This is a genomic window from Gluconobacter sp. GP1, assembly GCF_032913585.1.
GTDB lineage: Bacteria > Pseudomonadota > Alphaproteobacteria > Acetobacterales > Acetobacteraceae > Gluconobacter > Gluconobacter cerinus.
Genome location: NZ_JASGXC010000012.1, coordinates 16,859 through 21,716, shown reverse-complemented (window position 1 = coordinate 21,716; position 4,858 = coordinate 16,859). Strand labels below are relative to the sequence as shown.

At 52.5% G+C, this 4,858-nt stretch carries 6 protein-coding genes; 2 read left to right on the top strand and 4 right to left on the bottom strand.

Translation table 11 applies throughout. The features are described 5' to 3' along the window. Nucleotides 1–72 precede the first annotated feature (72 nt). Nucleotides 73–858 carry a hypothetical protein gene (locus R5H23_RS15710; protein ID WP_317215998.1) on the bottom strand — a complete coding sequence of 262 codons (786 nt, stop codon included), beginning with the start codon at nt 856–858 and terminating at the stop codon, nt 73–75. Nucleotides 859–1,073: 215 nt separating this feature from the next. Here R5H23_RS15710 and R5H23_RS15705 point away from each other — a divergent pair, with 215 nt between their 5' ends. Beyond that, entirely contained in the window at nt 1,074–1,736 is a 663-nt protein-coding gene (locus R5H23_RS15705; protein ID WP_317215997.1) for a hypothetical protein, read from the top strand. Between the two features lie 261 nt (nt 1,737–1,997). Continuing rightward, nucleotides 1,998–2,624 carry an SOS response-associated peptidase gene (locus tag R5H23_RS15700; RefSeq protein WP_317215996.1) on the top strand — a complete coding sequence of 209 codons (627 nt, stop codon included), beginning with the start codon at nt 1,998–2,000 and terminating at the stop codon, nt 2,622–2,624. A gap of 13 nt (nt 2,625–2,637) precedes the next feature. Here R5H23_RS15700 and R5H23_RS15695 read toward each other — a convergent pair whose 3' ends face one another. From R5H23_RS15695 to R5H23_RS15685, 3 genes are all read right to left on the bottom strand, one after another. Then, a complete protein-coding gene (locus tag R5H23_RS15695; protein ID WP_317215995.1) occupies nt 2,638–3,732 on the bottom strand; it encodes a hypothetical protein in 1,095 nt (364 codons plus the stop codon). Between the two features lie 5 nt (nt 3,733–3,737). Then, a complete protein-coding gene (locus R5H23_RS15690) occupies nt 3,738–4,145 on the bottom strand; it encodes a hypothetical protein (RefSeq protein ID WP_317215994.1) in 408 nt (135 codons plus the stop codon). 181 nt (nt 4,146–4,326) lie between these two features. Continuing rightward, nucleotides 4,327–4,858, bottom strand: a 532-nt coding sequence (locus R5H23_RS15685; protein WP_317215993.1) for a hypothetical protein, incomplete at its 5' end; no start/stop codon positions are given.

Below are 4,858 nucleotides of genomic sequence, written 5' to 3'. Positions count from 1 at the left end.
AGCGGCTGGCCGGGTCTCAGCCCTGCCGCCAGTGCCACCGGATTGACGGCCGTGAGCGTCTGGCGGTTGTGCTCAGGCGCGTGCACGACAAGCGGGCGATCGGGAGGGTAATGATCCGGCTGGCAGAGCTGGAGGCGCTCGGTGCGCCAGAAGGGAAGCCAGAGGGCGAGAAAGCGGCGCATGGTCAGGACAGTCGAGGAGCCAGTGGGCAGGACGTCCTCCCCGCACCCGCAGCAGCGAGACGGAAAGACGGCGGGGGCCGGGAAGCGGCAGAACCAGTCCCGGCAGACAGAGAGGGGCTGAAGGATGAGAGGTGATCTGCCAGCGTGTGGCGCAGGCACAGGGGTCTTTTCCAGAGGAGCGGGAGACGCTGACAGGGCGCAGGAAGAAGCCGGTATTTCCGCTGCTTTCGGCGGCGAGGTTTAGACGACGCACTTCTGTCAGGGAGGGAATATGCGGACCGGCTATCACGACAAGAGCACGTTCGGGACCGCGCAGGATGTCCTCGGCGACGGCCAGAACACTGGTGTCATCGCTCTCAACGCAGATCAGGTGCCGGAGCGACGTCCCGGTCTGACGCAGTCCCCAGGCATGAAGCTGAGGGGGAACCGCCCCCAGCCAGAAAACAGGCTGGCCACTGCGCGCGAGCAGAGGCAGAAGCAGGGCGAGGCTGGCTCCGATCTCGAGCGGATCGGGCACCAGGATGTCATGCAGGCTGGCGGTTTTGAGGCCACCACCCAGATGATTATCGACCGGTTGCAGGCCTGTTGGCAGCACCCGAAAGGGGGAATGAGGCAGGCTCCGACGCTCCAGGCATCGGACCTGCTCGCGCAGACGCGCCAGCGCGTTTGAAGTCATGACTGTTCTCCTCAACGAGAACATAAAGAGAACAAACCGCTATCGGATGCAAGCTAAATTCGCGATATCCTGTCTTACTAGCAACACACCGATTATCCGCAAAAATGGGGATATCGAAGATTTGACAACTTCCTGTAAATTAAGTCCTATGCTTGAAACGGTCCAATAAAAAGGTAGCCGGAACTTACGGTTTAACGGAAAATGGAAGCAAAATAATGGATATTAGGAAGTTACTCCTCGACATAGAGTTGCGTCGTTATAGGAATGGTCTTCAAAGACTTGGTGAATCGTTTCATGCAGCGAGTAAGCCCTTTCTTCAAGATATTGCTATTATCGAGAAAGAGTTTCGCGACATCGAAGAGGCCATATCTCGTGGAGAGCGAACCTGGGAGATAATCGACGAAGACGGGATGGATTGTGGATATGAAAGTGATCATCTGCTGGCGATGATAAGCGATGCAGAGGAGAACCTGATGCTCCTCCGCAAAGCATTCTTAGTGTTAATATATCACCATTGGGAGCGCTCCGCTCAGGTATGGCTAGAGGATCTTCCGAAAAAGCCCAATCATGAAAAAATTGTCACTTCTCTCCAAAAGCGTGGATTCTTTATTCCACCACAATTAGACAAATTGCGAATGATTGCAAATACAATAAAGCACAATAGTAAGTGTGCAAAAGAACTATATCATTCAAATCCAGAGTATTTTAATTCGGATACAAATTTCACTAAGAGAACCACCCTTGAAGGGAAAGTGGTTTCTAAGGATCCGGAAGACATAGATTGGGAAGGAAACATGCATTTAACGAACGAAAATTTGGATTACTTCATAAAAGTTGCACTCGAATGTGTACTACCGGCCCCTTCCTCGGCAAGCTAGCTTGAGAAAAAATCCATCTTTTCTGGGGAACAGGGAGATTAAGGCTATGGATTTGTGGACAGCCGCTTGAGGCGCCCGCTCACGCCTTTGGGACAGCTCTTACGACCTGACCCCGAAGGCGCAGCTCTGCCCACAAGTCCATTGCGCAAACAACAATAGCTTTTATTTCTTCTAACAAAGGAACGCAGCCGCAGCGCTCCGTGTTCTTCTCTAAAAGAATTTCTCAGATAAGATATACGGCTTCAGAGCAGACGAGCGATCATGTGTAACCTCTATGCCCAGACGTCCTCACAGGATGAGATCCGCGCTCTTGCGGAGGTTCTCAATGACCATACTGGCAATCTTCCCCTCATGCCGGATGTCTATCCGGATTACGCGGCGCCGATTGTGCGCAACGGGCAGAACGGTCGGGAGCTGGTTCTGGCCCGATGGGGCATGCCGTCTCCGGCGTTTGCCCTCAAAGGACGCAAGGTCGACCGGGGGGTAACGAACATCCGCAATCCGGCGTCTCCGCACTGGCGACGCTGGCTGGGCGTTTCGCATCGCTGCGTCGTGCCATTTACGGCTTTCTCGGAACAGGCGCGCCAGGATGACGGATCATTTCATCCGGTATGGTTTGCAGCGGATGAGACAAAGCCTCTCCGCTTTTTTGCCGGGATCTGGACATCCTGGACCTCGGTGCGCAAACTCAAGGAAGGCGAGGTCACGGCCGATCTGTTCGGCTTCCTGACGACGGAAGCAAACGCAGTGGTCGCGCCCTACCATCCCAAAGCCATGCCCGTCATTCTGGAAGACCGGGAAGAAATAGAGACCTGGCTGACGGCGCCCACACCGGCCGCCCTGAAACTGCAGAGACCGCTGAAAGAGTCATCTCTTCAGGTTTTCTGAACAGATAAGCGATCTAGCTGGCCGTCTTTCCCTTGAGGCGGGCGATTAGAAGGGAACTTCGCATTATGGCTTCATTCGCCTGATCCATGGCTGCAGCCAGATCCTCATAATCGAACTGAACCGGATCCAGCCGGGTGAGCGGCGGGGGCTGCGTCATCTCGTCCGCCAGGACAGAGTGCGCCGTGAACAGATCATTCTTGCGCGGTCGCCCGCGTTTTCGGCCGGGAGTGGGTCGTTTGGGTGGTGTCACAACGTCGCGGAGAGGGTTCAGTCCGGCAAGACCGAACAGGCGATGAGCCGCCCGGTGCGTAACTTCCACAACAATGCTTCGGTCCTGGAACACGCTGAGAAGCTGCAGCGCGCTTTTCAGCGACATGCCGAGACGATCCGCCAGCATGGACGCGGACACAAGCGGCTGGATTGCCAGCACATTGATCGCCTGGGGGGCGCGCGAATGCCGACGTTGCGCGCCGCATCTTTCAAGCGCCTGCCTTCTGGCTCGTTCTAGCTGGCGCAGAAGGTCGTGCGCCTCGCGGACTTCGGCCAGAAGAGCATCGAGCCACCAGCACAGCCAAGGCTCGATCTCCCAAGGGGTTCCTGGCGTGAGTGACTCAATGCCGGTCAGGATCAAAGGCGTCCGGAGAATATCATGGGAGTGCCAGTAGCGGCCTAACGCTGCACAGAAGGGAGCACGGGGACGACTGGACTCCAGCCAGCGATGAAAAGCGATCCCTGCATCGAGGATAGGTCCCCAACCTGACGACTGCTCGCTCAGAAACGCTTCCGCTTCGGCAATGGCGCTCGCCTGCATCTCATCCGGGCGAGCATACCAACGCCAGATCGTAAAGGCATGAGAGGCAGCATCCACGGTCGTGCCGCGCTCAAAGCTGTCCTGCCCGATTACTCTCGGAACGAGACCGTGGAGTTCAGCGACGAGATACCAGGGATCAATTACCCAGCCATCGACAGCGCCGTGGCGCCGGATGGCGGCCAAGCGTTGTCTGAAGATAACAGCGGGCGCCGCTGATGCCCCTCTCAGCGCCTGATCCAGACGCCCCAGCTCAAGACTGAACTGGGTCAGTCTTTCGGCGAACGGGGGAGCAGGCACGTACTCTACGAGGCGTCGTTCTTAGAAACGTCCGCGACATTGGCGTTCCATAAGGGCTCCAGATACTCGACAAGCTCTTTGGGCAGAGGAATGGAATGAGTGGTCTTAATCATCCGGTCGCCTATCGGCTCGATCTGATCCATGGAAAATGGAGGAGCATCCTCTAAGTCTCCGACGAAAACCGGCTCGACCAGCGTCCACTTCAGCCCGCAAGGAGACGTAAGTATTTTCTTAGTGTTTGAGTGCTGAAGAAGATCCACGGGCACTGACCTGGAGAGACTGGCCTTCAGGGCCGCAAACGTCCGGAACCCGTGCCGTTTGGAGAGTTGTTCGAGCGCCTGCGTGTAAGACAATGCGCCAGACCGGCTTTCCTGTCGGGCCTGTTTTTTGAGCGCTTCAAGAGAAATCGTCATCTGAAATCCTCGACCGGAAGACTGAGTCACAGGGCCTAATCGAGCGTAGAAGGCCGCATAAAAAGCTATGAGCAATTGATAATTCTAAGTACGCCGAAATTAATATATTGGTGATATAAATCCGTCAACTTATCTCCTGATAACCTAGTTTATTTACTTTCATTATACCGTTTATACAGAATCAATTCCATATAATTAAATGTTTGCCCATAATATCTCGAATTTTCTCTATATTGTAAGTGATAGATATTATTATTTTAAGGCATTCATTTGCTTTATCGTTGAAAGTAGAAATATCTTCTTCTATCTCTGGAGTATTTTCACCAACTCTTAGTTTTTGTTCCCTGATCATGACTACGCTGTTCTCTAAATCAATTGCATCCATATTTTTTTCTTTTAAGTTATTTATTCTTCCTTGAAGATCTTCTATATGTGTATTAATACTGCTGATACTGTTATCAATATATTTATTTGATAGTTTATAAAAATTTGATTGCAAGATACCTCTCACGTCTTTTTCGCTACATATAAATTTCTTCACGAAATTCTCGTATTTAATTTTTTGTTCATCGAAATTATTTACACTACACTTCAGTTCGCCAATAATTCCTTCTGGTAGCTCATTGTATAGCCTCCACGATTTATCTAAGGTCTTATAAAGTTTTTTTATTTCATTCGTATCAAATTTAGTTATCGAAAGATCATTTTCTACC